The organism is Xanthomonas sp. NCPPB 3442 (genome assembly GCF_056725145.1).
This window is the reverse complement of the sequence record NZ_CM161514.1, coordinates 4,737,355-4,760,959: the sequence shown is the minus strand read 5'-3', so window position 1 is coordinate 4,760,959 and position 23,605 is coordinate 4,737,355. Positions and strand designations below refer to the sequence as shown.

The 23,605-nt window shown below is 65.4% G+C and carries 23 protein-coding genes, 1 pseudogene and 1 riboswitch; of the genes and pseudogenes, 10 read left to right on the top strand and 14 right to left on the bottom strand.

All coding sequences use genetic code 11. The features are described 5' to 3' along the window. Nucleotides 1–32 precede the first annotated feature (32 nt). Nucleotides 33–617: a manganese efflux pump MntP gene (locus AC1POX_RS20670; protein ID WP_008571731.1), complete on the bottom strand. Its 585-nt coding sequence runs from the start codon at nt 615–617 to the stop codon at nt 33–35. A 12-nt stretch (nt 618–629) separates the two neighbouring features. Next, nucleotides 630–790: riboswitch (yybP-ykoY riboswitch) on the bottom strand. Between the two features lie 265 nt (nt 791–1,055). Further along, complete coding sequence (locus AC1POX_RS20665; protein WP_218490343.1) at nt 1,056–1,805, bottom strand: IclR family transcriptional regulator; 750 nt, start codon at nt 1,803–1,805, stop codon at nt 1,056–1,058. Nucleotides 1,806–1,985: 180 nt separating this feature from the next. Here AC1POX_RS20665 and fucP point away from each other — a divergent pair, with 180 nt between their 5' ends. Further along, complete coding sequence (gene fucP, locus AC1POX_RS20660) at nt 1,986–3,287, top strand: L-fucose:H+ symporter permease (protein ID WP_057680794.1); 1,302 nt, start codon at nt 1,986–1,988, stop codon at nt 3,285–3,287. Nucleotides 3,288–3,289: 2 nt separating this feature from the next. Next, nucleotides 3,290–3,649 carry an L-fucose mutarotase gene (locus tag AC1POX_RS20655; RefSeq protein ID WP_011349049.1) on the top strand — a complete coding sequence of 120 codons (360 nt, stop codon included), beginning with the start codon at nt 3,290–3,292 and terminating at the stop codon, nt 3,647–3,649. 225 nt (nt 3,650–3,874) lie between these two features. Here the strand turns inward: AC1POX_RS20655 and AC1POX_RS20650 are convergent, their stop codons facing one another. From AC1POX_RS20650 to AC1POX_RS20625, 6 genes and pseudogenes are all read right to left on the bottom strand, one after another. Continuing rightward, complete coding sequence (locus AC1POX_RS20650) at nt 3,875–5,197, bottom strand: L-fuconate dehydratase (RefSeq protein ID WP_014091445.1); 1,323 nt, start codon at nt 5,195–5,197, stop codon at nt 3,875–3,877. A 576-nt stretch (nt 5,198–5,773) separates the two neighbouring features. Continuing rightward, the gene (locus AC1POX_RS20645; protein ID WP_218489054.1) at nt 5,774–6,631 is read right to left on the bottom strand and encodes a fumarylacetoacetate hydrolase family protein; all 858 of its coding nucleotides are present in this window, start codon (nt 6,629–6,631) and stop codon (nt 5,774–5,776) included. A 169-nt stretch (nt 6,632–6,800) separates the two neighbouring features. Further along, a complete protein-coding gene (locus AC1POX_RS20640) occupies nt 6,801–7,571 on the bottom strand; it encodes an SDR family oxidoreductase (RefSeq protein ID WP_127165700.1) in 771 nt (256 codons plus the stop codon). Then, the gene (locus tag AC1POX_RS20635) at nt 7,568–8,440 is read right to left on the bottom strand and encodes an amidohydrolase family protein (protein WP_008576002.1); all 873 of its coding nucleotides are present in this window, start codon (nt 8,438–8,440) and stop codon (nt 7,568–7,570) included. The genes AC1POX_RS20640 and AC1POX_RS20635 overlap by 4 nt, the downstream gene beginning before the upstream one ends. Continuing rightward, nucleotides 8,437–9,447 carry an aldo/keto reductase gene (locus tag AC1POX_RS20630; RefSeq protein ID WP_011349045.1) on the bottom strand — a complete coding sequence of 337 codons (1,011 nt, stop codon included), beginning with the start codon at nt 9,445–9,447 and terminating at the stop codon, nt 8,437–8,439. The genes AC1POX_RS20635 and AC1POX_RS20630 overlap by 4 nt, the downstream gene beginning before the upstream one ends. Beyond that, nucleotides 9,444–9,681: pseudogene (locus AC1POX_RS20625) on the bottom strand (hypothetical protein). The gene AC1POX_RS20630 and the pseudogene AC1POX_RS20625 overlap by 4 nt, the downstream one beginning before the upstream one ends. A gap of 72 nt (nt 9,682–9,753) precedes the next feature. Here AC1POX_RS20625 and AC1POX_RS20620 point away from each other — a divergent pair. Further along, nucleotides 9,754–11,376 (top strand): family 43 glycosylhydrolase, encoded by a 1,623-nt coding sequence (locus tag AC1POX_RS20620; RefSeq protein WP_057680789.1) that lies wholly within the window; start codon nt 9,754–9,756, stop codon nt 11,374–11,376. Nucleotides 11,377–11,584: 208 nt separating this feature from the next. Here AC1POX_RS20620 and AC1POX_RS20615 read toward each other — a convergent pair whose 3' ends face one another. Both AC1POX_RS20615 and AC1POX_RS20610 read right to left on the bottom strand, forming a co-directional pair. Then, nucleotides 11,585–11,788 (bottom strand): hypothetical protein, encoded by a 204-nt coding sequence (locus AC1POX_RS20615; RefSeq protein ID WP_005922076.1) that lies wholly within the window; start codon nt 11,786–11,788, stop codon nt 11,585–11,587. Nucleotides 11,789–11,791: 3 nt separating this feature from the next. Then, nucleotides 11,792–12,355: a peroxiredoxin family protein gene (locus AC1POX_RS20610; RefSeq protein WP_008575992.1), complete on the bottom strand. Its 564-nt coding sequence runs from the start codon at nt 12,353–12,355 to the stop codon at nt 11,792–11,794. A 555-nt stretch (nt 12,356–12,910) separates the two neighbouring features. Between AC1POX_RS20610 and AC1POX_RS20605 the strand changes: the two genes are divergently transcribed. Further along, the gene (locus tag AC1POX_RS20605; protein WP_372356552.1) at nt 12,911–13,819 is read left to right on the top strand and encodes a DUF4424 domain-containing protein; all 909 of its coding nucleotides are present in this window, start codon (nt 12,911–12,913) and stop codon (nt 13,817–13,819) included. A 285-nt stretch (nt 13,820–14,104) separates the two neighbouring features. Here AC1POX_RS20605 and AC1POX_RS20600 read toward each other — a convergent pair whose 3' ends face one another. Continuing rightward, nucleotides 14,105–14,773, bottom strand: coding sequence for a response regulator transcription factor (locus tag AC1POX_RS20600; protein ID WP_008575987.1), 669 nt, complete (start codon nt 14,771–14,773; stop codon nt 14,105–14,107). A gap of 175 nt (nt 14,774–14,948) precedes the next feature. Beyond that, a complete protein-coding gene (gene acs, locus AC1POX_RS20595) occupies nt 14,949–16,892 on the bottom strand; it encodes an acetate--CoA ligase (protein WP_372356551.1) in 1,944 nt (647 codons plus the stop codon). A gap of 296 nt (nt 16,893–17,188) precedes the next feature. Here acs and AC1POX_RS20590 point away from each other — a divergent pair, with 296 nt between their 5' ends. From AC1POX_RS20590 to AC1POX_RS20580, 3 genes are all read left to right on the top strand, one after another. After that, nucleotides 17,189–18,571 (top strand): DcaP family trimeric outer membrane transporter, encoded by a 1,383-nt coding sequence (locus AC1POX_RS20590; protein ID WP_008575984.1) that lies wholly within the window; start codon nt 17,189–17,191, stop codon nt 18,569–18,571. An 86-nt stretch (nt 18,572–18,657) separates the two neighbouring features. Continuing rightward, nucleotides 18,658–18,975 (top strand): DUF485 domain-containing protein, encoded by a 318-nt coding sequence (locus tag AC1POX_RS20585; RefSeq protein ID WP_008575982.1) that lies wholly within the window; start codon nt 18,658–18,660, stop codon nt 18,973–18,975. Continuing rightward, nucleotides 18,972–20,699 carry a cation acetate symporter gene (locus tag AC1POX_RS20580; RefSeq protein ID WP_031424881.1) on the top strand — a complete coding sequence of 576 codons (1,728 nt, stop codon included), beginning with the start codon at nt 18,972–18,974 and terminating at the stop codon, nt 20,697–20,699. Before AC1POX_RS20585 ends, AC1POX_RS20580 begins: the two co-directional genes overlap by 4 nt. On the opposite strand, the gene AC1POX_RS20575 is transcribed toward AC1POX_RS20580, so the two are convergent. Further along, entirely contained in the window at nt 20,693–20,926 is a 234-nt protein-coding gene (locus AC1POX_RS20575; RefSeq protein ID WP_372172714.1) for a hypothetical protein, read from the bottom strand. The genes AC1POX_RS20580 and AC1POX_RS20575 overlap by 7 nt on opposite strands. A 421-nt stretch (nt 20,927–21,347) precedes the next feature. On the opposite strand from AC1POX_RS20575, the gene xth reads away from it, so the two are divergent. Next, the gene (gene xth / locus AC1POX_RS20570; RefSeq protein WP_122272141.1) at nt 21,348–22,127 is read left to right on the top strand and encodes an exodeoxyribonuclease III; all 780 of its coding nucleotides are present in this window, start codon (nt 21,348–21,350) and stop codon (nt 22,125–22,127) included. After that, nucleotides 22,124–22,561 carry a GFA family protein gene (locus tag AC1POX_RS20565; protein WP_008575974.1) on the top strand — a complete coding sequence of 146 codons (438 nt, stop codon included), beginning with the start codon at nt 22,124–22,126 and terminating at the stop codon, nt 22,559–22,561. The genes xth and AC1POX_RS20565 overlap by 4 nt, the downstream gene beginning before the upstream one ends. Before the next feature lie 61 nt (nt 22,562–22,622). Here AC1POX_RS20565 and AC1POX_RS20560 read toward each other — a convergent pair whose 3' ends face one another. Further along, complete coding sequence (locus AC1POX_RS20560) at nt 22,623–22,874, bottom strand: GlsB/YeaQ/YmgE family stress response membrane protein (RefSeq protein WP_005914591.1); 252 nt, start codon at nt 22,872–22,874, stop codon at nt 22,623–22,625. 126 nt (nt 22,875–23,000) lie between these two features. Here AC1POX_RS20560 and AC1POX_RS20555 point away from each other — a divergent pair, with 126 nt between their 5' ends. Continuing rightward, nucleotides 23,001–23,597, top strand: a complete 597-nt coding sequence (locus AC1POX_RS20555; protein WP_008575969.1) for a 4'-phosphopantetheinyl transferase family protein — start codon at nt 23,001–23,003, stop codon at nt 23,595–23,597. Nucleotides 23,598–23,605 lie beyond the last annotated feature (8 nt).

The window sequence follows — 23,605 nt, the reverse complement described above, 5'->3', positions numbered from 1 at the left end:
GCGCGCAGGCACGCTCCTACGAGGAGAGGTGCTTACGCCGCGCCGCTCAGGTGCTCGTAGAGAATCACGCTGCCGACGATCACCAGAATCAGTCCACCCAGCATTTCAGCGCGCTTGCCGATCAGATTGCCCAGCGCGCGGCCCAGCATCACTCCGGCAGTGACCATGCTGAAGGTGCACAGGCCCACCACCACCGCCACCACGCCGATATGCACATCAAGAAACGCTAGGCTGACGCCGACCGCCATCGCATCGATGCTGGTGGCAAAGCCGGTGGTGGCCAAGCCCAGCACGCCATGCCGTTTTGGCGTGTCGGAGGCTGCGTCTTCGGCATCATCCGGCCCGTCGCGCAGGCCGGCAACGATCATGTGCGTGCCCAATGCGCCCAGCAGCACGAAGGCGATCCAGTGATCGTAGGCAGACACATAACTGGATGCGGCACGGCCCAGCAGCCAGCCGATCACCGGAGTGATGGCTTCGATGCAGCCGAAGATCAGGCCGGCGCGTAGCGCATCGCGCCACTGCGGTTTGCGCATCGCCGCGCCCTTGCCGATCGCCGCGGCAAACGCATCGGTCGACATCGCAAAACCGATCAACACAATGGAAAAAGGAGACATCGACACTCTCGGGTTGGGCACGGTCACAACGACATGCGCCCGCGCCAACCGTCGTCGTGCACGCATGCCGCTGGTCTCGCCAAACCGAACTGGTTGCCTGCACCACGGCGCACTGGCCGAGTATGTTGATGCAGGCGCTTTCGATGCACGAAAGCAGGCTACTCCCCAAGGGGCGCGCAGTGTACCAACGCATTGCCGCGTTCGGTGCGTTTGCACTGCACGCGAAGGTCGGTCTGATCTTTATAGCCGTGGCTATCCGGGCGCCATGCGTGCGGCCTGCCCGCTTCTTCGAGCTGCCCAACAAGTGTGTATTTCATACACCGCAGGCATCGACGTGCGGCGCAGTGGCAGCAGGGGCGATGCGGCATCGCGCAGGAGCCGGGCGCCTGGAAACGCGTATGGCAGGCGACGGCGCGCGTGCGCCGGACGTGCAAGTGGCTAGTGCAGCGCGCTGGAAATCTCGGCGGTTGCCGCACACAGGGCCTGCAACGCCGCTTGCGGGCTCACCAACGCAGGGCGCCGTTCGATGAAGGGCACCGTGAGCGTGTAGCTGGCGCTGCCGCGTTGCAGGATCGGTGCAGTCAGATCGATCACGCCCACCACTGCCTCGCTGGGCTGCATGGCATAGCCATCGCGGCGCGCCTGCGCGGCGGCGGCCAGGAACTGCGCGCGCTCGAATGGCACGTCGCTGGCTTCGAGCATGTCCAGCCAGCGCGCCTGCACCTCCGGCTGCTGGAAGGCGAACAGCACCAGCCCGGAGCTGGAGTGCGTCAACGGGCGACGATGCCCCGGGCGCACCACCAGGCCCAGGTCGCTGGGCACGTCCATTTGCGCGATCACCACGATCTGGTCGCCGGACGGCGCCACCAGGTGGCAGGGCTGGGAGATCGCATCGGACAGCCGCCGCATCACCGGCAACGCGGCCTCGCTGATGCTCTGCACGTGCGGCTGCTGCATGCCGAGCATGAACAGCCGGTTGGTCAGCACGTAATCGCCTTCGCCATCGCGCGTGAGGTAGCCGCGCTCTTCCAGCACCTGCAGCATGCGAAAGATCTCCCCGCGCGAGCGCCCGATACCCTGCGAGATCGCGCCCATGCTCATCGGCTGTGCCTGGCGGGCGAGCAATTCCAGGATGTCCAGCCCCTTGTCCAGGGCGGGTGCGCGGTACTTGGCGGGTTCGGTGCTCATCCGTTTGCGGGTCCAGGCAAGGTGCGGCGCGCCAGGGTACAGGCATCGCAGGCACGGCGGCGGTGGAGGTCTCTTCGTGCAAATATAAACAAAGATTTTATATTTGCATGGCGCTGGTCTGCGCAGTACGCTCGCCCGATTGCAACGCAAGCGCCACAGCCTTGGGAGGGGAACGGTCGCATGCATCACAGTGACATTGCCGCGTCGCCGCGCGGCAACCTGGCGCGTACCGCCATGGTTCCCCTGTTGTTGATCGTCAGCCTGTTCTTTTTGTGGGGCATGGCCAACAACCTCAACGACATCCTGATCAAGCAGTTCAAGAAGGCGTTCGAGCTGACCGACCTGCAGGCCGGGCTGGTGCAGAGCGCGTTCTACATGGGCTATTTCGTGTTTGCGATGCCGGCGGCGATGTTCATGCGCCGCTACAGCTACAAGGCCGCGGTGGTGCTGGGCCTGCTGCTGTACGCCTGCGGTGCGTTCCTGTTCTATCCGGCCGCGCAGGTGCACACCTACTGGCTGTTCCTGCTGGCGCTGTTCGTGATCGCCAGCGGCCTGGCGTTCCTGGAAACCACGGCCAACCCGCTGGTGACCGTCCTTGGTCCGGCCGATGGCGCGGCGCGACGCCTGAACCTTGCGCAGGCGTTCAACCCGCTGGGCTCGATTACCGGCGTGCTGGTCGGCCAGCACTTCATCTTCTCCGGCGTGGAGCACACCCCGGCCGAACTGGCAGCGATGGCGCCGGCCGCGCGCGAGGCGTTCTTCGCCACCGAATCGGCGGCCGTGCAGATGCCCTACCTGATCATCGGTGCGGTGGTGGTGCTGTGGGCGATCCTGATCGCGCTGGTGCGTTTTCCCAGCGGCGCGCCGGAGGCAGACACCGGCGTTGCGCCCAGGCGCGCACGCTTCGGCGAACTGCTGCGTAACCGCTTGTTCGTGTTTGCGGTGGTGGCGCAGTTCTTTTACGTGGGCGCGCAGGTCGGCATCTGGAGTTATCTGATCCGCTATCTGCAGGACGCAGTGCCTGGCACGCCGGAGAAAACCGCTGCGACCTATCTGACCATCTCGCTGGTGCTGTTCATGGCCGGCCGCTTCATCGGCACTGCGCTGTTGCGTTACCTGGCGCCTGCGAAGCTGTTGGCAAGTTTTGCCGTGATCAATCTGGTCTTGTGCGCGGTGGCCATCGCGCTACCCGGCTGGACCGGGCTGTACGCGCTGGTGGCGGCCAGCGTGTTCATGTCGGTGATGTTCCCGACCATTTTTGCGCTGGGCCTGGACGGCATGCACGACGATGCCCGCAAGCTGGGCTCGTCCATGCTGGTGATGTCCATCATCGGCGGTGCCTTGCTTACGGCGGTGATGGGCGCGGTGTCGGATATGGCCGGCATCCACTGGGCGATGGTGGTGCCGGGTGCGTGCTTTGCGGTGATTTTGTCGTTCGCGTTGCGCGCACGTCGCGCGGCGCCCGTCGTTGCAGGAGCCTGAGCATGCCGCGTCTTTGTTATGTGCTGGATCTACACGACGATGCAGCGCTGATCGCCGAGTACGAGCGCTGGCATCAGCCCACCGAGGTGTGGCCGGAGGTAGTGGTCTCGCTGCAGCAGGCCGGCATCCTGGAATTGGAGATCTTTCGCAGCGGCGACCGGCTGGTGATGCTGATGGAGGTCAGCGAGGACTACGACCCGGCCGCCAAAGCCGCGCGCGATGCCGCCGACCCGCGCATCCAGGCGTGGGAGCAGTTGATGTGGCGGTTTCAGAAACCGCTGCCCGGCAGTGCCCCAGGCGAGAAATGGCGGCAGGCCGGGCGGATCTTCGCGCTGGGCGAGGCGATCCACGCGCAGCGCTAAGAGCGCCCTCATCCGCCCTGCGGGCACCTTCTCCCGCAGGCGGGAGAAGGGCATGCTCCGCGTTGATCCAGGCGTGGCAGGTTTAGGCAGCCAGCCGTTGGCTGTTCTGCATGGCCGAAAGTTCAGGCCGAGATGTGTCAATCCGAATTGCCGAGCGGTCCCGTACCGTTTCCTTCACCCGCGCGCGGGAGAAGGTGCCCGAAGGGCGGATGAGGGAACGCGGGCTCAGGTCTTCGCGCTGGCCGCCAGATCCTCCACCCAGAACCGTCCACCCGGATAGCTGAACTCCGCGATCGAGGCGGCGTGCATTTGTGCGGAGAAACCAGCCGCTTCCGGGGCCAGATAGCGGCCGTGGCGAATGCGCACCGGGTCCAGGAAGTGTTGGTGCAGGTGGTCGACGAATTCGATGGCGCGGTCTTCCATCTTGCCGGTGATGGCCACGAAATCGGCCATGGCCAGATGCTGCACCAACTCGCAAAGACCGACACCGCCGGCATGCGGGAACACGCGCACGTTGAACTTGGCGGCCAGCAGCAGGATGGCGAGATTCTCGTTGACCCCGCCCACGCGCGCGGCATCGATCTGGATCAGGTCCACCGCGCCGGCCTGCAACAGTTGCTTGAACACCACGCGGTTCTGCGTGTGTTCGCCCGTGGAAACCGGCACCGGCGCGATGCCCTGGCGGATGGCGGCATGGCCGAGCACGTCGTCCGGGCTGGTGGGTTCTTCGATCCAGGCAATGTCGAATTCGGCCAGCTGGCGCATCCAGTCGATCGCAGGGCCCACGTCCCAGCGCTGATTGGCATCGACCGCCATGGCGATATCCGGGCCGATCGCTTCGCGCGCCAGGCGGCAGCGGCGAATGTCGTCGCGCACGTTGGCGCCAACCTTGAGCTTGATGGTGCGGAAGCCGTCGGCCACCGCTTCCTTGGCCAGCCGCACCAGCTTCTCGTCCGAGTAGCCGAGCCAGCCTGGCGAGGTGGTGTAGGCGGGGTAGCCTTGCTCGATCAGCTGCGCGATGCGCTGCGCGCGCTGCGGCTGCGCAGCGCGCAGGATGGCCAGCGCTTCGTCGCGGGTGAGCGCGTCGGTGAGGTAGCGGAAGTCGATGGTGTCGACCAACTGCTCGGGCGTGAGTTCGGCGATGAAGCGCCACAGCGGCTTTTTCGCCGCGCGTGCGGCCAGGTCCCAGGCGGCGTTGATCACCGCGCCGATGGCCATGTGCATCACGCCCTTTTCCGGGCCCAGCCAGCGCAGCTGCGAGTCGTTGGTGAGCCGGCGCGCGAATGCGCCCAGATCGGCGATGACCTCGTCGACCGACAGGCCGATCACATGCTCGGCCAGGGCCGCCACCGCGGCGGTCTGCACGTCGTTGCCGCGGCCGATGGTGAACACCAGGCCGTAACCGGCCAGGTCATCGGCTGCATCGGTGCGCAGCACCACATAGGCGGCCGAGTAATCCGGATCCGGGTTCATCGCGTCCGACCCATCGAGCTCGCGCGAGGTGGGGAAGCGGACGTCATGGGTTTCGAGGGCGATGATGGTGCGCATGAAAATCCTGGGCGGTGAAGGGTGGAAGAAGAACGGACCGACAAGAACGGAAACAGAGAATTGCTTTAGCCCCTCTCCCACCGGGAGAGGGGTTGGGGTGAGGGTACGAACGCTTAGCGCCAGGGATGTTGAGGCGCTGCAGTGACTCATGCCTTTGCAACGCAGCCCAATGAATCGATCGCACAACCAGCTGTGTATTGCCATCGAAGCGCTACACCGCTTTTGAAATGCAACGCGGCGGCAAACTCCGCAAGAGCAACGTGCTTGTGATGCGTCAGCATGAGCGTCTACATGTCAGACCAAACAACAGACGGCATGACATCGAATTGCGCGACTCCGTGGCTACGTACCCTCACCCCAACCCCCGCTCCGCGCCCCGGCCCGCGCCAGCAACGCGGGCGCTTCAAGGCACGCGCGCCAATGGCGCGCAAGCTGTGCCTTGGCGCCCCGATGGGAGAGGGGCTTTGCGTTGTCGTGCGATTCGAGTTGCGTGAGTCCTTCGGCTTTCGCGCAAGAAAAATTCTTAGGGGTGGTACGCAATGTAGTGCAGTGCTACCTCAATCCTTCTAGAGAACCTCAAGCCGCATCGCGCGGGTGCGCCACCACCGGCTGGCGCTGACGACCCAGGCCTTCGATCTCCAGCTCCATCACATCGCCGGGCTTGAGGTAGACCGGCGGCTTCTGGCCCAGGCCCACGCCCGGCGGCGTGCCGGTGCTGATCACATCGCCCGGCATCAGCGTCATATAGCGGCTGATGTGGCTGACCAGTTCGGCCACGCCGAACACCATCGTGCGCGTGCTGCCGTTCTGGTAGCGGTGGCCGTTGACCTCCAGCCACATCGACAGGTTCTGCGGGTCGGCGATTTCGTCGCGGGTGACCAGCCACGGGCCGATCGGGCCGAAGGTGTCCGCGCTCTTGCCCTTGACCCACTGGCCGCCATGTTCGAGCTGGAACTCGCGCTCGGACAGGTCGTTGATCACTGCGTAGCCAGCCACATGGTTCAGCGCTTGCTCCACCGATACATCGCGCGCCACGTCGCCGATCACCACGCCCAGCTCCACTTCCCAATCGCTCTTCACCGAGCCGCGCGGGATGATCACCGTGTCATTGGGGCCGCACACCGCCGTGGTGGCTTTCATGAAAAGAATCGGCATCTTGGGCACTTCCATGCCCGATTCGGCGGCGTGGTCGGCATAGTTCAAGCCGACGCAGATGAACTTGCCGATGCGGCCCACCGCTGCGCCGTAACGCACCTCACCTTCGATCAACGGCAGCGTGGCCACATCCAGTGCGCGCAGTTTTTCCAGGCCGGCGTTGGTGATGTGCTCGCCGGCCACGTCGTCGATCAAACCGCTGAGGTCGCGGATGCGGCCTTCGCTGTCGATCAGGCCAGGGCGTTCGTGGCCTTCGGCGCCAATGCGTACGAGTTTCATGCGGTCTTCCTTTGCAGATGAGAAGGGGAGCGGCTAGCAAACCTAGCGCGCATGCATCGGGTGGGTAAGGACGGTGTGCGCATCCTGACGCAGACACATGCGACAGATCGCGTCACGCGATCGCTGCGCCTGCGTGTGTGGCGGGCGGCCGCATGCGTCGTTGCCGTGCTCAGTTGGACCAGCCGCCATCGATGATGTGGGTCTGGCCGGTGGTGAACGACGATTCGTCCGAAGCCAGGTACACCACCAGCTGCGCAATCTCGCGTGGGTCGCCCAGGCGGCCCATCGGTTGGCGGTCGGTGAAGCTCTTCCACACCGCCTGTTCGTCGCCGCCCAGGGCCTTGACGCGTTCGCCCAGCGACGGCGTCTTGATGGTGCCCGGGCAGATCGCGTTGCAACGCACGCCCTGCGCCACGTAGTCGGCCGCGATCGCCTTGCTCAGGCCGATCACCGCGGCCTTGGTCACGCCGTACACGAAGCGGTTCGGCACGCCCTTGATGCTGGAAGCCACCGAGGACATGTTGATGATGCTGCCGCGGCCGCGTTCGAGCATGCCCGGCAATACCGCCTTGCAGGTGTAGTACATCGCATCGACATTGATCGAGAACGAGCGGCGCCATGCCGGCTCGTCGCAGTCGAGAATGCTGCCCTGATGCACGAAGCCGGCGCAGTTGAACAGCACGTCGAACGGGCCATGTGCGGCGATCAATGCGCTGATCGCGGCGGCGTCGGTGACGTCGAGCAGCTGGGTGGTGATGGCATCGGATTCGGCGGCCAGCGCCTGCAAGGCCGCGGCGTCGATGTCGGTGGCAATCACCTGTGCACCGGCGCGTGCACAGGCCAGCGCGCTTTCGCGCCCGATGCCGGCGCCGGCGGCGGTGATCAGGCAGCGCTTGCCCTGCAGGCGGGTGTTGGGTGTGGTGGAGATCGAGACAGTCATACCGATGAGGTTCCGTGGGTGGGGGCCGCCGGCCGTGGCAGACGATAGAACGTGCGTGCGTTGTCGCCGAAGATGGCTGCCGCGTGCTCGGCGGCATGCCGGGTGACGAGTTGCTGGGCGAGCGCGAACCAGTGCGCGTAGTCGGCGCGCAGGGTCAGCACCGGCCAGTCGCTGCCCCATAGCAGCCGCTGCGCGCCGAAGCGGGCGAACAGGTGCGCCACATACGGCTCCAGCGCGTCCACGCCCGCGCCGCGCGCGGCTTCGGTGAGCAGGCCGGAGAGTTTGCAATGCACAGTGGGATGCTGCGCCAGGGCCGCCATGCCGGCGGCCCAGGCAACGAACTCGCCGGCCGCAATCTGCGGCTTGCCGCCGTGATCGACCACCACGCGCAAGCCCGGATGGCGCTTCAAGCGCGCCTGCAGTGCCGGCACGTGCACGGCACGAATCAGCGCATCGAAGGCCAGATCGTGCGCCAGCAGTGCATCGAAGGCGGCATCCAGGGCGGGACTGGCCAGCCAGTGCACGTCGGTGATGTCCTGCACCATCGGGCGCAGGCCCTTGAGTACGCCGCCGCCGGCATGCACCAGTGCGCCGATGCGTGCAGCGGCATCGGGCGCAGCGAAGTCCACCCAACCCACCACGCCGGCAATGCGCGCATCGTCGCGGGCCAGCTCGAACAGGTAACAGGTCTCGGCTTCGGTGGCGGCCGCCTGCACCACCACCACCTGACCGACATTGGCCGCGTCCAGCGCAGCGTTGACGTCACCCGGGCCGAAGTCGCGGTACAGCGGTGCCAGCTCGGGCGTCAGCCAGTGGTAATCGCCACGGGCCAGGTGCCAGAAATGCAGGTGCGCGTCGACCCGGCTCATGGCGTGGGCAACTCTGCTGCGAGCAGGCCCTCATCGCGCAGGCGTTGCCACAGTGCCGATGGCACCGGAGCCGCAAGCCGCGTGGCAGCCGATCGCACTTCGGCCACGGTGCGCATGCCGGCCACCACCGTGGTCACCGCCGGGTGCGCCAGCGGGAACTGCAAGGCGGCCGCGCCGATATCCACCCCGAACGCCGCACAGGCCGCGTACAGCCGCTGCGCATGCTGCAGCGTGGCGGTATCGACCGGGGCGTAGTTGTAGGTGGCGCCGGGGCCGCGTGCGTCGCTGAGCAGGCCGGAGCTGTACGGGCCGGCCGACAGGATCGCCACATCGCGTTGCTGCGCCTGCTGCAGCAACGCGCGCGCGCCGTGCTGTTCCAGCAGGGTGTAGCGGCCGGCCAGCATCACGCAATCGAGCGGAAAACGCGGCAACACCTCCAGTGCCACGTCCTGCTCGTTGACGCCCAGCCCGATCGCCCCGCAGGCACCGGCCGCCTTGAGCTCCGCCATCGCCGGCAAGGCCTCCTCCAAGGCCTGGCGCAGCACGTTGGCGTGGTTGTCGCCGTGGGTCAGCGCGCCGATGTCGTGCAGCAGCAGCACGTCGATGTAGTCGGTGCCCAGGCGCTGCAGGCTGGAGTCGAACGCCCGGCGTACGCCGTCGGCGCTGTAGTCGAACTCGGCACGCCGCCCGGCCACCGCAAAACCGTCGCGCCCGGCAACGGCGTGGGCGTCGTCGTAGACGCAACGGCCAACCTTGGTCGACAGCGTGTAGTCCGCGCGCGGCACACCGGCCAGGCCACGACCCAGACGCGCTTCGCTCAGCCCGTAGCCGTAGTAGGGCGCGGTATCGAAATGGCGAATGCCGGCCTCGAACGCGCCTGCGACCGCTGCCAGTGCGTCTGCTTCGTCCACTTCCGTGTACAGGTTGCCGATCGGGGCGGCACCGAAGCCCAGTGCAGAAAGCTGCACGTCCGTGCCGCCCAGACGCTGCCGCGCCACGCCGCTCATGCGCGCCGCTCCGCGAGCAGGGCGCAGGTGCGGGGGCTTGAAGAATCCGTCGAGCAGAAGCTGAGCATTGCAACGTCCACCATCCGGCAGGTGCCGGACTGTTCGCATATGAATATGGCAATCATCAATGAACAGATCACGCTGCAGTGCAGCATTGCGGTGCCCGGGTCTGCACACCGTCGTGAGGCCGGCGGCGCTATGTCGGATTTCGCAACTGGCATGACCAGTTCCTATAACGCCCGGCCTGCGGTTGCGGCATGAAAGCCGGTGCGGCTAGATACCTGCCTTCTTCGACGAAGCTGACGCATGGCAGACACGACACGGCGGGACTTGTTCAAGGGACTGGCTGCCGGCGCACTGGTCGCACCGCTGGCGGCCGCGGCCCAGGCGTCGACGCCACAGTGCGCAGGCACCCCGCCGTGGGCGCGCGGTGTGGAGGGGCAGCGCAAGGCGGATCTGGGCAACGGCACCTATCTCAACCCCATCGTGGCCGGCGATCACCCCGACCCCACCATCCTCAAGGATGGCGACGACTACTACATGACGTTTTCGTCGTTCTTTTCCTACCCGGGCATCGTGCTGTGGCATTCCACCGATCTGGTCAACTGGACCCCGATCGGCCCGGCGTTGCATCAGGGGCTGGGCACGATCTGGGCGCTGGACCTGTGCAAGCACAACGGTCGCTACTACATCTACATCCCGGCCAATCCGGACGACACCGGCTGGTCGATCTTCGTGATCTGGGCCGACGACATCCGCGGGCGGTGGAGCGCACCGATCGACCTGAAGATCGCCGGCTGCATCGATCCCGGTCACGTGGTCGGCGAAGACGGCAAGCGCTATCTGTTCGTCAACGGCATCCGCAAGGTACGCCTGCGCGATGACGGCCTGGCCACCGACGGACAGCTGGAACCGGCCTACGCGCCGTGGCGCTATCCAGACCACTGGGTGGTGGAGAATTTCGCGCCCGAGGGCCCCAAGCTGACCTGGCACGATGGGTGGCTGTACCTGGTCACCGCCGTTGGCGGCACTGCCGGGCCGGTGACCGGGCACATGGTCATCGCCGCGCGTTCGCGCTCGGTGCATGGGCCGTGGGAACACTGCCCGCGCAACCCGCTGGTGCGCACCCAATCGGACCAGGAGCCGTGGTGGTCGCGTGGGCATGCCACGCTGGTGGAAGGGCCGCGCGGCGACTGGTGGATGGTCTATCACGGCTACGAAAACGGCTTTCGCACGCTGGGGCGGCAGACCTTGCTGGAGCCGATCGAGTGGACGGCCGACGGCTGGTTTCGCGCCACTGGCGGCGATCTGTCCAAACCATTACGCACACCGGCACGCGTGCCTGCCGCCGGCATGGCGCCGGCGACGGGGTTGGCGTTGTCCGACGATTTTTCCAGCGACAGGTTCGGCACCCAATGGAGCCTGCATGCGCCCAAGCCCGGCGAACAGGCGCGGGTGCGGCGCGCGAACAAGGCGCTGACGCTGGCCTGTGCGGGCAGCTCGCCGATCGACAGCACGCCACTGACCTGCGGCGTGCCCGATCGCGCCTACATGGCAGAGGTGACGCTGGAACTGGTCGGCAATGCCGAAGGCGGCATTGTGTTGTTCTATAACCACAAGGCCTTCGTCGGCATCGGCTTCACTGCCGACAGCATGAAGACCTACGAATATTCCGAAGAACTGGTCTGGGCGCGCGCACCCAACACGCATCGGCGCATTCGCGTGCGGCTGACCAACGATCACCAGGTCGTAGGGTTCGAGTATTCGGTCGATGAGGGCCGGCAATGGACGCGCCACCCCACCCGCATGGAAGTCTCCGGATTCCATCACAACGTGTTCGGCGGTTTTCTCAACCTGCAGCTTGGCGTGTATGCCGCGCAGCAAGGCGAGGTGGTATTGCGCGATTTCCGCTATCGCGCGCTGAGCTGAGCGCGCATCACGCCACCCAGCGTGACAGTCAAACGGCGAGGCCCGGGGGGACCTCGCCGTCAGGCGTAACTGCGACCATCGAGGCCTTGCGCACAGCGTCAGCGGGATGCGGACGGCGTCAAGAATCGCCATGGATACGCGGTACATGCCGATTCCGTACGCCGGCCTGCTCCATCTGGCAGCGACGCGGTCGCTCTATCGATTGCAGTTAACCGCAGCAGTAGCAGACGTTGCCCTGGCCCAGGTCGCCGCCGAATTCCGGACACTCGGCTTTGCAGGCCCATGCACTACACGATTCGACTTTCGGCTGTGCGTTATCGACCGCCATCACCTGGAAGGCACCGAAGCCGGTGCTGGCCAGAAAGGTCGCTGCCATCAACGCACTACGCAAGCTTACCCAACGCTTCTTCATGCATTACTCCTTCACCGTTGCAAAAGCCGCTGGCGCGTCCGTGCGGCGCAAGGCGGCAACGAGGTCCTGCACCCGCTCCGTGGTATCGAAAACGCCAAGATGCGAATGACGCACGCGCCCCTCCCCATCGATGGCCATCAGCAGCGGCACGTTGCGTGCGCGGAACAGCATCAACGCGCGACGATCGGTCAACGTGACCACCGGGAAATCGAAACCGTGCACATGTGCGTAGCGCGCAGCCTGCGCGGCATCGCAGTGGCACACGCCCAGCAGCTGCGGCCGGCCGGGCAGGTTGGCCTGCAGCTGCCGCGCTGCCCGCAGCACGGTCGGCGCCGAGCGCTGGCAGTACGGGCAGGTGGTGGTGAAAAAGAACAGCACCTGCGCCGGCCCATGCGGCGCACCGAGCAGATGCCGCCGGCCATCGCCATCGGTCGCTTCGATACGCGGCACGTACATGCCGTCATACGGCGTGCTGATGCGCGTCTGCAGCCAGTGTTGCTGCACGCGTAGCTGCCGGTTCTGCCACGCCAGCACCGCAATCAATGCACAGGCCACCAGCAGGCCCATCCAGAGCCAGGGGAAACGTCGCGCCATGCCAGCTCCAAAGCGTCCTTGGTGCTCGAGCCTTGCCCAGGCATCAGCTCATGGTCAATGGTGATATCGACAACTGCGATGTCGCACGGTCTGCGGTTGTGGATGCGATCACGCCCCCGCGCTTGGGCTTGTCACTGACGCGTGGTGTCGCGATTGGCATTTGCGCAATCAGCGCGCCATGGAAGCGTGCATGCAGCATTGGCGCGGGCACGCGTAGGGAAGGCCGGGATGACGTTGCGAGTGCACTGGCGCGTTCAAATCACCCAGCACGCTAAGCGGGCCCCACAGCAACACCGCCACCAAGGCGAGCGAGCGCATGTGGACGGTCGAGGTGCGTCGCCTCGCGTGCAGGCTGATCCGTAGGCCAGGCCAACGCCACCAGCAAGCACGACAGCACCACAAACACATCAGACCCTGCGCCATTGCCGCACGCGTCGCGCGACGCGCTGCCCACCATTCGGTCGAGCCCGCGCGTGGCATGCTGTGCGGCCCGGCGCGCGGGTACGCCGGCCTTTCAAGGATCACCTCATGCGTGCAATGGCGTTTTCCGTCCGGCTGTGTGTGCTGGCACTGTGTGCCTGCAGTGCTGCACAGGCCAATGACAGCAGTTTCGGCGACGACAATGGCACCATCCGCCTGCTGCATCAGCCCGACATCAGCATGGACCGCGAAGCGCTGTTGCTCAGCGAAGAACGCGTGCAAGTGGACTATGTGTTCACCAACACCAGCGAGCGCGACCTGAGCGTGCCAGTGGCCTTCCCGATGCCGCCGATGTACTTCGGCATGGCCGACCATAATGCGCTGAGCGATTTCAAGCTCTGGGCCGACGGCAAACCGGTTGCCACCACGCGCAAGCTGGTGGTGTTGCTGGATGACGGCAGCGACATCTCCACCGCGTTCGCCGCCACTGGCTGGACCCAGGACGATGTCGCCGCGCTCACCGAATCGGCCACGCCCCCGAAGGGGCGCAAGCCGCTGCCCGCGCGCTGGGTCGATGGCGATGGGCAACCGCGTTTCACGCTCAACGCCTACTTCGTCTGGCAGCAGAAATTTCCTGCCAAGGCAAGCGTGCAGATCCGCCACACCTATACACCCAGCCTGTCTACCGGCGTCCCGCAGCCCAGCAGCTATTTGCTGAAGGCGTATGCAAAAGACACCTGCATCGAACCGGCGACCAAAGCCAGCATGCAGCGTCGTGAGGGCAAGTACGGGTTGGGATGGGCCAACCTGCGCTACGTGCTCACGACCGGCAAGAACTGGAACGGCCCGATCAAGGACTTCCAGCTGACCATCCGCAAGCAGGCGGCCAGCGACATCCTGAGCCTGTGTTTCGACGGCGACCTGAAAAAGATCGACCCGCTAACCTTCCAGTTCAAGCAGGCCAACTTCGTGCCGATGCGCGATTTGAACGTGTTGTTCGTGCGCGCACCGGAATAAACCGGACAAGCAGCAGGGCAGCAGGGCGCGACGAAGCGTTTTGCAACGCTCACCACGATCGTATGCGCCAACGCGCATCGGTTGTCTTCTGCAAAGCGTTGCCGAGAACGCGCATCGTACCCAGGTGCGCTCCTACGTTGGTGCCACGCTGCGTTGCATGGCACGTCCGTCGATTGCCCACCACCGATGACGGCCGAGGTGGCGGGAGCACGGGCACGAGCGCACCCGGACGCGACCAAGCCTCACCGATCAACCCCAACGCACGCAGTCCTACACCTGCGCGCGTCAGTCTTCTTCCGGCGGCGGCAGCACGATGCCGTCGGCATCGATGGCGAGCTTGCCGGCCATCAGCACTGCCTGGGTGCGATTGGTGACGCCGAGCTTGCGCAGGATCGCGGTGACATGGGCCTTGATGGTGGCTTCGGATACGCCCAGGTCGTAGGCGATCTGTTTGTTGAGGCGCCCCGCGCCCAGCATCTGCAACACGCGAAATTGCTGTGGCGTGAGATCGCGCAGACGCTGGCCAACCTCGCGTTCCTCGCTGTCGGTCGGCGGCAGGTTTTGCGCTTCGGCCGGGATCCAGCGCTCGCCATCGAGCACGGTGGCCAGCGCCCGCCCGATGGTGTCCGAATCGGCGGATTTGGGAATGAAGCCGAACGCACCGTGGTCGATCGCGCGTCGCATGACGGTGGGCTCTTCGCGTGCGGAGACCACCACCACCGGCAATTGCGGATGCAGCGAGCGCATGTGCACCAACGCGCTGAATCCCTGTGCGCCGGGCATGTTGAGATCCATCAGCAGCAGATCGGCGTCCGGCTGCGCATCGGCCAGGGTGTACAGCGCATCCACGTTATCGGCTTCGAACAGTTCGACCCCCGGCATCACGCGCTGCACCGCCCCGCGCAAGGCTTCACGGAACAGGGGATGGTCGTCGGCGATGAGCAGGGTGGTCATGGTGGGGCCGGGATTGGGGATTGGGGATTCGTAAAAGCAGGGATGTTGGGATTCGTAACTGCCCGCACGCATTACTGTTCGACAATGCAGATCCGGAGAGGAAAATGGAAAGAGATTGGAAAGCCGCTTCTGCGAATCCCCAATCCCGAATCCCGAATCCCGGCCCTTCGGCGCGTCAGCGCGCCAGGCGCCCGTTGACCAGCGAATCCACCACCGACGGATCTGCCAGCGTGGAGGTGTCGCCGAGCTGGTCGGGCGCGTTCTCGGCGATCTTGCGCAGGATGCGGCGCATGATCTTGCCCGAGCGGGTTTTGGGCAGGCCGGGCGCCCACTGCAAGTGGTCGGGCGAGGCGATCGGGCCGATCTCCTTGCGCACCCAGCTGACCAATTCCTTGTGCAGGTCTTCGCTCGGGCTCTGCCCGGCGATCAGGGTGACGTAGGCATAGATGCCCTGGCCCTTGACGTCATGCGGGAAGCCCACCACGGCCGCTTCGGCGACCTTGGGGTGCGAAACCAGCGCGCTTTCCACTTCGGCGGTGCCGATGCGGTGCCCGGAAACATTGATCACATCGTCCACGCGGCCGGTGATCCAGTAGTAGCCGTCGGCATCGCGACGGCAGCCGTCGCCGGTGAAGTAGCTGCCCGGATAGGTGCGGAAGTAGGTGTCGATGAAACGCTGGTGGTCGCCGTACACGCTACGCATCTGGCCCGGCCAGGAATCGAGCAGCACCAGATTGCCTTCGGTGGCGCCTTCCAGAATCTTGCCTTCGGCATCGACCAGCGCCGGCTGCACGCCGAAGAACGGCAAGGTGGCCGAGCCCGGCTTGAGATCGACCGCGCCGGCCAGCGGCGAAATCAGGATGCCGCCGGTTTCGGTCTGCCACCACGTATCCACGATCGGGCAACGGCTGTCACCGACCACCTCGTAATACCAGCGCCAGGCTTCCGGATTGATCGGCTCGCCAACGCTGCCAAGCAGGCGCAGGCTCTTGCGCGAGGTCTTTTTGACCGGTTCCGCGCCGTCGCGCATCAATGCGCGAATCGCGGTGGGTGCGGTGTAGAAAATGGTGACCTGATGCTTGTCGATCACTTCCCAGAAGCGCGACACGTTCGGGTAATTGGGCACGCCTTCGAACATCACCGCGGTGGCGCCATTGGCGAGCGGGCCATAGACGATGTAGCTATGGCCGGTGACCCAGCCCACGTCGGCGGTGCACCAGTAGATGTCGTCCTCGCGCAGGTCGAACACCACTTCATGCGTGTAGCTGGCAAACAACAGATAGCCGGCGGTGGTGTGCAACACGCCCTTGGGTTTGCCGGTGGAGCCGGAGGTGTAGAGGATGAAGAGCGGGTCTTCGGCGTTCATGCGCTCGGGTGTGCACTCGGCCGGCTGGCCGTCGACCACATCGTGGAACCAGCGATCGCGCGGTGCCTGCATCTCCACTGCGCCACCGGTATGGCGCACCACCAGCACGGTTTCCACCGTATCGGTGCCGGGAATCTTCAGCGCTGCATCGACATTTGCCTTGAGCGGAATCTTCTTGCCGCCGCGCAGGCCTTCGTCGGCGGTGATGATCAGCTTGCTCTGGCAATCGATCACGCGGTCGGCGATCGAGTTGGCAGCAAAGCCGCCGAACACCACCGAATGCACCGCACCGATGCGCGCGCAGGCGAGCATGGCCACAGCGGCGTCGACGATCATCGGCAGATAGATGGTGACCCGGTCGCCCTTCTTGACGCCCAGGTTGCGCAGCGCATTGCCCAGCTTGCAGACGCGCTCGTACAACTCGCGGTAGGTGACCGGGTAGGACTGCGCATCCGGGCTGTCGGGTTCGAACAGCAGTGCGGTCTTGTCGCCGCGTGTGGCCAGCTGGCGGTCCAGGCAGTTGACGCTGGCGTTGAGCTCGCCATCGCCGAACCAGCGGATATGGAAGTCGTCCAGCGCGTAGCTGACGTCCTTGATCTGGGTGGGTTGCTTGAACCATTCGAGCCGCTGCGCGGCCTTGCCCCAGAACTGTTCGGGGTGTTCGATCGATTCGCGGTACAGCGCGGCGTACTGCTCGCGCGTCACGCGCGCATCGGCGGCGAACGCGGGATCGACGGGATAAACATCAGCCATGGCACCCTCACTTGCGATGAACTTGTCGGAAGAGGGCGTTGCGGCTGCCCTCGGTAGACAATCAGTGTGCCGCATCCATTCTGTCCCGGCGGTCAACGGCGCCTTAGACCATGGTCGTAACCGGGGTGAGTGCGCCAACGCACATGCCAGGCGTGCTGCGGTGCGACCATCGGTCATCTTGCGCAATGCTGCGTTGCAGCTACGACCAAAGGCGAATAGGCTCCGAAGCGCGGACTGCCTCACGCTCCGCACAGCATCGCCATCAAGCGCGAGGCCTTCATTGGGGAGAGGGTTCCATGAAACACCGTATTGCACCGCTGGTGCGCCATCCGTTGGCGGCCGCCTTGTTCGTGGCCACCATTTTGCCGGGCGCTGCGTTCGCCCAGACGTCCAAGGAAAAGGCACTGGAAGCGCGTATCGCCGAGCTCGAGCGCCAGGTCCAGATGCTGGTGTCTGCGCAGCAACAGCAGCAGGGCCAGATCGCGCAGACGCAGACGCAGGTCACCGAAGTGCGCACCTTGCAGGCGCAGACGCCGCCTGCACCGGCGGTGCCGGCCGGCAAGAAGCCGATCCAGCTGACCAGCATCACGCCGAACGCGTTGCCGGGGACAACGTTCCGTTACGGTGGTTTCATCAAGGCCGACTTCATGACCACCCGCACCAGCGACGGCGCATTGCCTGAGGGTGCGGTGGGGCGTTACCTGTATATCCCGACGCAGACGCCGGTCGGCGGCCAGGCGTCCAGCACCGATACCGACTTCCACGCCAAGTTCTCGCGCTTCAATCTGGGCGTGGACACCGTCACCGAGAACGGCGACAAGCTCACCGCCTTCATCGAACTGGATTTCTTCGGCAACGCGCTGGCCAACCAGGTCAACAATCTGTATGGCGGTACCTTGCGGCACGCCTACATGAGCTGGAACAACTGGCTGGCCGGTCAGACCTGGTCCAACTTCATCGATCCCACCATCCTGCCGGAAGCGGCCGACATCGTCGGGCCGACCGACGGTGCGTTGTTCAGCCGTCAGACTCAGATCCGGTACACCCGCGGCGCTTTCAGCGTGTCGGCCGAAAACCCCGAGACGCTGACCACCCCGTACCAGGGCGGCAACACCATCCTGGCCTCGGACCATGGCGCGATGCCGGACCTGACTGCACGCTACAACTGGAAGGGCACCTGGGGCACCTTCGGTCTGTCGGCCATTGCGCGCCAGTACCGCACCCGCAGCGCGCTGACCAACGACACCGACTTCGGCGGTGCCATCGCCGGCGGCGGCCGCTGGATCATCAACTCCAAGAACGATCTGCGCTACCAGCTCAGCTACGGCGAGGGCCTGGGACGCTATCTGGGCCTGGGCAACGGCTCGGATGTGGAGATCGACATCGACGGCAATATCCAGACCGTCACCACGGTTGCCGGTTGGGTGGCCTGGCGCCATGACTACAACGCCAAGCTGCGCAGCACCCTCATGTACTCGCGCGTGAATTACGACCATTCGCTGGCCAATACCGGTGGGCTTGCCAGCAAGTCCCAGCAAAGCATTCGCGCCAACGTGTTCTATTCGCCGTTGCCGAAGGTGGATGTGGGCGCCGAGCTGATGTACGGCCGTCGCGAAGCCGAAAACGGCGACAGCGGCGACATTTCGCGGCTGCAGTTCACCACCAAGTACAGCTTCTAGCGTTCTGCCACTGGCGGCCTGCTCCACTGCGGTGGAGCGGGCATCGCCGCCTTATGTCTTACCAGCGCTCTACCAGGAGACAGACCATGACCGTCTCGAATGACGCGTTGATCGCCAAGATCGATGCCAATCCGAAGTACCACGCACTCAAGCGTCAGCGCAACACGCTGGGCTGGACGCTCACCATACTGATGTTGCTGGCCTATTACGGCTACATCGGCCTGATTGCCTTCGACAAGGAATTCCTCGCCAAGCCGATCGGTGCCGGCGTGACCTCGATCGGCATCCCGATCGCGATCGGAGTGATGGTGTTCACCATCGTCATCACCGCCATCTACGTGCGTCGCGCCAACAACACCTATGACCAGCTGACCGCGCAGATCCTGGAGGAAGCCCGCAAATGAGCAAGACTTCGCGCCTTCTCCTGATCCTGGCCGGCCTGATGCCTGCCGGCATCGCGCTGGCCGCCGGCGGCGACCTGGGCCAGGTCGACAAGCAGCCCACCAACTGGGTGGCGATCGCCATGTTCGGCTTCTTCGTGCTGGCCACCCTGTGGATCACCAAATGGGCGGCGGCCAAGACCAAGTCGGCCGCCGACTTCTATACCGCTGGCGGTGGCATCACCGGTTTCCAGAACGGCCTGGCGATCGCTGGCGACTTCATGTCGGCGGCGTCGTTCCTGGGCATCACCGCTGCGGTGATGGCCAACGGCTACGACGGCCTGATCTATGCGATCGGCTTTCTGGTCGGCTGGCCCATCCTGACCTTCCTGATGGCCGAACGCCTGCGCAACCTCGGCAAGTACACCTTCGCCGACGTGGCCGGTTACCGCTTCGCGCCGACGGCGATCCGCAGCTTTGCGGCGTCGGGCACCTTGGTGGTGGTGCTGTTCTATCTGATCGCACAGATGGTCGGTGCCGGTGCGCTGATCAAGTTGCTGTTCGGCCTGGACTACTGGGTGGCGGTGACCCTGGTCGGCGTGCTGATGATGATCTACGTGTTGTTCGGCGGCATGACCGCAACGACCTGGGTGCAGATCATCAAGGCCGTGCTGCTGCTGACCGGCGTGACCTTCATGGCCGTGGCGATCATGTGGCATTTCAACTTCAGCTTCGAGGCGCTGTTTGCCGAAGGCGTGCGGGTGAAAACCGCGGTCGCGGCCAGCGGTGGCGCTTCGCCCGAGGATGCAGCAAAAGCAGGCTTGTCGATCATGGGGCCGGGCGGTTTCGTCAAGGACCCGATTTCGGCGATTTCCTTCGGCATGGCGCTGATGTTCGGTACCGCCGGCCTGCCGCACATCCTGATGCGCTTCTTCACCGTTCCCGATGCCAAGCAGGCACGCAAGTCGGTGCTGTGGGCCACCACCTGGATCGGGTACTTCTACATCCTGATCTTCATCATCGGCTTCGGTGCGATCGCACTGGTGTTGACCAACCCGCAGTTCGCCGATGTCGCCACCGGCACCATCCACGGCGGCAAGGGCGCGGCCAACATGGCGGCGGTGCTGGTCGGTAACGCGGTGGGCGGCAACGTGTTCATGGGCTTCATCTCGGCGGTGGCCTTCGCCACCATCCTGGCGGTGGTGGCCGGCCTGACCCTGTCCGGCGCCTCGGCGGTGTCGCATGACCTGTATGCCACGGTGCTCAAGAAGGGCAACCCGGCGCCTGGTTCGGAGCTCAAGGTCTCGCGTGCCACCACCCTGGTGCTGGGCGTGATCGCGGTGCTGCTGGGCATCGTGTTCGAGAAGCAGAACGTGGCCTTCATGGTGTCGCTGGCCTTCGCCATCGCCGCCTCGGCCAACTTCCCGGTGCTGATCCTGTCGTTGCTGTGGAAGAACTGCACCACCCGTGGTGCAGTGACCGGTGGTTTCCTCGGCCTGATCTCCTCGCTGGTGTTGACGATCCTGTCGCCGTCGGTGTGGGTGGACACGCTGGGCAACGCGGCCGGCTCGGCGCCGTTCCCGTACACCTCGCCGGCGCTGTTCTCGATGACGATTGGTTTTGTCGGCATCTGGTTGTTCTCGGTGCTGGATCGCAGCCCGCAGGCAGCCAACGAACGCGCTGCCTTCAAGGCGCAGCAGATCCGTGCCGAAACCGGCCTGGGTGCCAGTGGCGCCTCCGGTCATTGATCGACGGGTTGATGGTTGATGTGATCGCAGAACGCCGGCCCAGTGCCGGCGTTCTGCGTTTTGGCGATGCCGCCGCTGTCGGGGCGGCCCGGCCAGGGACATGTGCGAGATGCCCGCACGGCCCTGGCCCAGGTGGCCGCGTGTTCGCGGTGGCGCGCGCACACTCCGGTGCCACGGCTGAGGTCGGCACGGGTGAGTACGCCGGCCAGACGCAGGCGGTCGCGCATGTCGCGCTCGTCAAGGCTCAGGCCGGGGAAGGCAGGCGACTGCGGTGGCGACGCGACTGCGGCGGATGACGGCATGGCTGGCGGTGTCATGGGGGTCAGGCCAACTTATCCACTTCAACCGGGCGGGTTGCTTCACGCCAAGTGATTGAATGATGGCGGCTGTCCGGTGCAGGTGCCCGTCTCGTGCCTTCGCTCACGGGCGGCGGTCGCCCGACCGGCAGCGCCCGCGCGTAGGCGCAGGCCGCTCGCCAACGTTCGGCGGCAAGCGCATAGACGCGCACGCCAGGCCGGCACGCGCGCCTTCCCACACACGGCACGGCAGCGCGTGGCGGAATAGCCCGGTTCCGCCACGCCGGGCTCCACCGTCCTGAGGGCGACGCATGGCGCGGTACCATTGGTGGTTTGAACCACGGTCCGCGCCATGAAGATTGCCTCCTGGAACGTCAACTCGCTCAATGTGCGCCTGCCGCACCTGCAACAGTGGCTCGCCGCGTTTGCGCCGGATGTGGTGGGCATCCAGGAAACCAAGCTGGAAGACCACAAGTTCCCCGATGCAGCGCTGGCGGCACTGGGCTACCGCAGCGTGTTCTGCGGGCAGAAAACCTATAACGGCGTGGCGATCCTGTCGCGCTCGCCGGCAGTTGACGTGCAGATGGGCATCCCCGGGCTCGACGATGTGCAGCAGCGCGTCATCGCCGCCACGGTGGATGGCGTGCGCATCATCAATCTGTATGTGGTCAACGGCCAGGACGTGGGCACCGAGAAGTACGCCTACAAGTTGCGCTGGCTCGCCGCAGCGCACGACTGGATCGCGCAGGAGCTGCAGCGGTACCCGCAGCTGGTGGTGCTGGGCGACTTCAACATCGCCCCGGACGCGCGCGACGTGCACGATGCAACGGTGTGGAACGAGCACCACATCCTCACCTCGACCGACGAGCGCGCCGCGTTGGACAAACTGCTGGCGCTGGGCTTGCACGACGCATTCCGGTTGCACAACCAGGACGCCGAGCACTTCAGTTGGTGGGATTACCGCCAGGCCGGTTTCCGCCGCAATCTGGGCTTGCGTATCGACCTGACCCTGGTCTCGGACGCGTTGCGCACGCGCGCGGTGGAATCGGGCATCGACCGCGAACCGCGGACCTGGGAGCGGCCCAGCGACCATGCGCCGGCGTGGGTGCGGCTGGCGGAGGTCGGCGCATGAGCGAGCGGCATCTGCGTCGTAGCACGCACAAGGTGGGCGATGTCACGCTGGGGCCGGTGCATCGCCTGAGTTGCCACTGCGGTGCAGTGCAAATCGATCTGGATCTGCCGCATGGCCTGCTCGATCCACGCCGCTGCGATTGCTCGATGTGCCGCCGGCGCGGCGCCATCGTCGCGTCGGTCACCCTCGATGGCCTGCATGTAGTGCAGGGCGAGGAAGTGCTGCAGCTGTATCAATTCAACACGCAGACCGCAGCGCATTATTTCTGCGGCGTGTGCGGCATCTACACCCATCACCGGCGCCGCTCCAATCCCAACGAATACGGCTATAACGTCGGTTGCCTGGAAGGCGTCAATCCGTATGCGTTGAACATCGCCGTGCCGGTGGAAGACGGCGTGCACCACCCGGCCGATCGCATTGCCGCGAAAGGCTGAAACGACAACGCCCGGGCAGGCCCGGGCGTTGCGCGACGCGAGAGCTGTGTGAGGCGCTGCGTTAGCGCAGTCGGCCGCGGGTCACCAGATTGACGATGGCCAGCAAGATCACCGCACCCACCAGCGACCACACGAAGGTCCACAGCGTAATGGCCTGGTTGATGCCGCCACCAAACAGGAAACCGGCGATCAGTGCGCCCACGATGCCCACCACCACATTGAGGATGATGCCCTGCTGCGCGTCGCGGCGCATGATGATGCTGGCCAGCCAACCCACGATGCCGCCGACGATCAACCAGATGATGATGCCCATGTTGCTGATCTCCATGTTCGCGTGCACCGGAAGTGGTGCATGGGCGCCATTCAACGCAGCTGCGCGTGAAGCAGCTGTCGAGCGCGATGAACGATGTGGCCGAATGTTCGGCTTGGTGCACGGCGCGTGACAGCGCATGCGAGCTGGCAGGTTGGCCCGGTGCAGCTGTGGCTACGCCCGCACCGCCCCGGCGAGCGTGGCGAGCCGCAGGCGCGTCAGCTGCTCGGCCCGGCCTTGGGCATCGACCCGGCAGTGGTGCCATTGCAGCGCGATGCACGCGGGCGCCCCTCGTTGCAGCCGGCGCTGCCCGACCGCGATACCGGTTGGAGCCACAGCGGCGACTATCTGCTGGTAGGGCTGGGCCAGGGCGTGCGACTGGGCGTGGATCTGGAGCGCATTCGTGCGCGCCCGCGTGTGCTGGAGATCGCGCAACGCTTCTTCCATCGCGATGAAATCGCCTTGCTCGCTGCGCTGGCGCCGGACGCACAGCACGCGTTGTTCTTCCGGCTGTGGTGCGCCAAGGAAGCCTTGCTCAAGGCCCATGGGCATGGCCTGTCGTTCGGCTTGCACCGGCTTGCGTATGCGCCCGCGCCCGACGGCGCACTGCGCCTGCAGTGGTGCGATCCGGAACTTGGCCAGGCCGAACACTGGCAGCTGCACGAATGGTGGGCCACTCCAGAGTGCCGCGCCGCATTGGCGTTCCATCCGTTGGCAGGCGCTTAACCCGTCCG

Excerpts from the sequence above, each read along its gene's own strand:
- AC1POX_RS20605 (WP_372356552.1), top strand. The coding sequence starts at position 12,911 with ATGCGTGCAATGGCGTTTTCCGTCCGGCTGTGTGTGCTGGCACTGTGT.
- AC1POX_RS20665 (WP_218490343.1), bottom strand. The coding sequence starts at position 1,805 with ATGAGCACCGAACCCGCCAAGTACCGCGCACCCGCCCTGGACAAGGGG.
- AC1POX_RS20610 (WP_008575992.1), bottom strand. The coding sequence starts at position 12,355 with ATGGGCCTGCTGGTGGCCTGTGCATTGATTGCGGTGCTGGCGTGGCAG.
- AC1POX_RS20585 (WP_008575982.1), top strand. The coding sequence starts at position 18,658 with ATGACCGTCTCGAATGACGCGTTGATCGCCAAGATCGATGCCAATCCG.
- AC1POX_RS20565 (WP_008575974.1), top strand. The coding sequence starts at position 22,124 with ATGAGCGAGCGGCATCTGCGTCGTAGCACGCACAAGGTGGGCGATGTC.
- AC1POX_RS20650 (WP_014091445.1), bottom strand. The coding sequence starts at position 5,197 with ATGCGCACCATCATCGCCCTCGAAACCCATGACGTCCGCTTCCCCACC.
- AC1POX_RS20670 (WP_008571731.1), bottom strand. The coding sequence starts at position 617 with ATGTCTCCTTTTTCCATTGTGTTGATCGGTTTTGCGATGTCGACCGAT.
- AC1POX_RS20600 (WP_008575987.1), bottom strand. The coding sequence starts at position 14,773 with ATGACCACCCTGCTCATCGCCGACGACCATCCCCTGTTCCGTGAAGCC.
- AC1POX_RS20635 (WP_008576002.1), bottom strand. The coding sequence starts at position 8,440 with ATGAGCCGGGTCGACGCGCACCTGCATTTCTGGCACCTGGCCCGTGGC.
- AC1POX_RS20580 (WP_031424881.1), top strand. The coding sequence starts at position 18,972 with ATGAGCAAGACTTCGCGCCTTCTCCTGATCCTGGCCGGCCTGATGCCT.
- AC1POX_RS20630 (WP_011349045.1), bottom strand. The coding sequence starts at position 9,447 with ATGAGCGGCGTGGCGCGGCAGCGTCTGGGCGGCACGGACGTGCAGCTT.
- AC1POX_RS20655 (WP_011349049.1), top strand. The coding sequence starts at position 3,290 with ATGCCGCGTCTTTGTTATGTGCTGGATCTACACGACGATGCAGCGCTG.
- AC1POX_RS20590 (WP_008575984.1), top strand. The coding sequence starts at position 17,189 with ATGAAACACCGTATTGCACCGCTGGTGCGCCATCCGTTGGCGGCCGCC.
- AC1POX_RS20620 (WP_057680789.1), top strand. The coding sequence starts at position 9,754 with ATGGCAGACACGACACGGCGGGACTTGTTCAAGGGACTGGCTGCCGGC.
- xth (WP_122272141.1), top strand. The coding sequence starts at position 21,348 with ATGAAGATTGCCTCCTGGAACGTCAACTCGCTCAATGTGCGCCTGCCG.
- AC1POX_RS20640 (WP_127165700.1), bottom strand. The coding sequence starts at position 7,571 with ATGACTGTCTCGATCTCCACCACACCCAACACCCGCCTGCAGGGCAAG.
- AC1POX_RS20645 (WP_218489054.1), bottom strand. The coding sequence starts at position 6,631 with ATGAAACTCGTACGCATTGGCGCCGAAGGCCACGAACGCCCTGGCCTG.
- acs (WP_372356551.1), bottom strand. The coding sequence starts at position 16,892 with ATGGCTGATGTTTATCCCGTCGATCCCGCGTTCGCCGCCGATGCGCGC.
- fucP (WP_057680794.1), top strand. The coding sequence starts at position 1,986 with ATGCATCACAGTGACATTGCCGCGTCGCCGCGCGGCAACCTGGCGCGT.
- AC1POX_RS20615 (WP_005922076.1), bottom strand. The coding sequence starts at position 11,788 with ATGAAGAAGCGTTGGGTAAGCTTGCGTAGTGCGTTGATGGCAGCGACC.
- AC1POX_RS20575 (WP_372172714.1), bottom strand. The coding sequence starts at position 20,926 with ATGCGCGACCGCCTGCGTCTGGCCGGCGTACTCACCCGTGCCGACCTC.
- AC1POX_RS20560 (WP_005914591.1), bottom strand. The coding sequence starts at position 22,874 with ATGGGCATCATCATCTGGTTGATCGTCGGCGGCATCGTGGGTTGGCTG.